The sequence below is a fragment of the Nocardioides sp. genome (assembly GCF_036374615.1).
GTDB lineage: Bacteria > Actinomycetota > Actinomycetes > Propionibacteriales > Nocardioidaceae > Nocardioides.
The window spans coordinates 1-2,169 of sequence record NZ_DASUTK010000123.1 but is presented as its reverse complement, the minus strand read 5'-3'; the positions used below and the strand labels follow the sequence as shown (position 1 = coordinate 2,169).

At 73.1% G+C, this 2,169-nt stretch carries 4 protein-coding genes; 3 read left to right on the top strand and 1 reads right to left on the bottom strand.

What is annotated here, in order from left to right; genetic code table 11:
* The 3 genes from VFZ39_RS10055 to VFZ39_RS10045 all read left to right on the top strand — a co-directional run.
* The coding region (locus VFZ39_RS10055; RefSeq protein WP_330865610.1) for a RidA family protein at positions 1–329 on the top strand (329 nt) is incomplete at its 5' end.
* Between the two features lie 4 nt (positions 330–333).
* On the top strand, positions 334–1,185 hold the full coding sequence (locus tag VFZ39_RS10050) for an NUDIX hydrolase (RefSeq protein WP_330865609.1): 852 nt from the start codon (positions 334–336) through the stop codon (positions 1,183–1,185).
* The gene (locus tag VFZ39_RS10045) at positions 1,182–2,000 is read left to right on the top strand and encodes an MBL fold metallo-hydrolase (protein ID WP_330865608.1); all 819 of its coding nucleotides are present in this window, start codon (positions 1,182–1,184) and stop codon (positions 1,998–2,000) included. Before VFZ39_RS10050 ends, VFZ39_RS10045 begins: the two co-directional genes overlap by 4 nt.
* Here the strand turns inward: VFZ39_RS10045 and VFZ39_RS10040 are convergent.
* Positions 1,981–2,169: helix-turn-helix domain-containing protein (locus VFZ39_RS10040; protein WP_330865607.1), on the bottom strand; the 189-nt coding region annotated here is incomplete at its 5' end. The two genes, VFZ39_RS10045 and VFZ39_RS10040, sit on opposite strands and share 20 nt — an antisense overlap.

The window sequence follows — 2,169 nt, the reverse complement described above, 5'->3', positions numbered from 1 at the left end:
GGGCGGGTGAGCTGATGGCGACCGGCAAGGTCGGCGGTGACGTCACGCAGGAGGACGCGGTCGACTGCGCCCGGCAGTGCGGCCTGAACGCGATCGCCGCCGTCAAGGCCGTGGTCGGCGACCTGGCCGCGGTGAAGCGGGTCGTCAAGGTGGTCTGCTTCGTGGCGTCGACCCCGGACTTCACCGGCCAGCCGCAGGTGGCGAACGGCGTGTCCGAGCTGCTCGGGAGCGCCTTCGGTGACGCCGGGGTGCACGCCCGCTCCGCTGTGGGTGTGGCCGCGCTGCCGCTCGACGCGCCGGTCGAGGTCGAGATCGTCGTCGAGGTCTGACGGCGTGCGGCGCCTCCCGCTGCCCGACGCGCTGGTCTCGCAGGCACGCGCGTACGCCGAGGGGTCGGCCACCCCGGCCGAGCCGCGCGACGCGGCCACCGTCGTGCTGCTGCGGCCGGGCACGTCCGGCGGCGGACCGGAGGTCTACCTGCTGCGTCGGCAGACGTCGATGGCCTTCGCCGGCGGGATGTGTGTGTTCCCCGGCGGCGGTGTCGACCCGCGCGACTTCGACCACGCCGTGGCCTGGGCGGGTCCGACACCGGCCGAGTGGGCGGCCACGCTCGCGGTCGACGAACCGATGGCGCGGGCACTGGTGTGCGCAGCCGTGCGCGAGACCTTCGAGGAGTCCGGCGTCCTGCTGGCGGGGACCGCGGACTCCGTGGTCGCGGACACGACCGGCGAGGACTGGGAGGCCGATCGGCTCGCGCTCGAGGCCCGCGAGCTGTCGCTGACCGACTTCCTGGACCGGCGAGCACTGGTGCTGCGAAGCGACCTGCTCGGTGCGTGGTCGGGCTGGCTCACGCCCGTGTTCGAGCCCCGGCGGTACCGCACCTGGTTCTTCGTGGCGCGGCTCCCGGAGGGCCAGGTGACCCGGGACGTGTCGACGGAGTCGACGTCGGTGGCGTGGCTTCCGGTCATGGACGCGGTCGCACGTGTCGAGGCCGAGGAGATCTTCATGATGCCGCCCACCTACCTGACCTGCCTCGACGTCGGCCAGCACCCGTCACCAGAGGCGGTGCTCGATGAGGCGCGCACACGTGCGGTGGAGATGTTCACCCCCGAGGTGGTGCCGGACGGTGAGGGGTTCGTGCTGTCGATGCCCGCGCGTTACGAGCCGCTGGTGGCTGCGCGGTGAGCTGGGCCGGAGGCTCCTTCGGCGAGGTGGCCCGGTGTGTGCTGGCACCGAACGCCGGCCCGATGACGCTCGACGGTACGAACACCTGGATCTTGAGCGACCCGGACACCGGCCGCTCCCTTGTCATCGACCCCGGTCCGCCGGACGAGCAGCACCTCGCGGCGGTCGCGGAGGCCGCGGGCGACGTGCAGGCCGTGCTGCTCACCCACCACCACCTCGATCACTCCGAGGCGGCGCGTGGTTTCGCGGAGCGGGTCGGATGCGGCGTACGTGCTCTCGATCCGGCGTACCGCCTCGGCGACGAGGGCCTCGGTGAGGGCGACGTCGTCGCGGTGGGGAGCGGTGGGGTGGAGGTCCACGTCATCGCGACGCCCGGCCACACGTCCGACTCGCTGTCGTTCGTGCTGCCTGCCCAGCGGGCGGTGCTGACCGGCGACACCGTCCTCGGTCGCGGCACGACCGTGGTCGCGCACCCCGACGGCAAGCTCGGCGCCTACCTCGACTCCCTCGACCGGCTGCACGCCCTCGCGGAGGTGCACGAGGTCGACCAGGTCTGGCCCGGCCACGGGCCGGTGATCGACGACGCGCTCGCCGCGCTCGACCACTACATCGCGCACCGGCACGAACGTCTCGAGCAGGTCGAGGCCGCCGTCGCCCAGCTGCGGGCAGGCGGCCTCGCGGATGCGGTCACGCTGCCTCGGCAGGTCGTCGAGATCGTGTATGCCGACGTCGACCCGGTGCTCTGGGGTGCGGCGGAGCTGTCCGTGCGTGCCCAGCTCGACTACCTGCGCGAGGTCAGCGGGCGCGACGGGTGAGTCGCTCGACGTCCATCAGCACGACCGAGCGGGGCTCGAGGCGCAGCCAGCCTCGGGAGGCGAAGTCGGCCAGCGCCTTGTTGACGGTCTCGCGAGAGGCGCCGACCAGCTGGGCGAGCTCCTCCTGGGTGAGGTCGTGGTGGACGTGCACGCCATCGTCGGCGGTGCG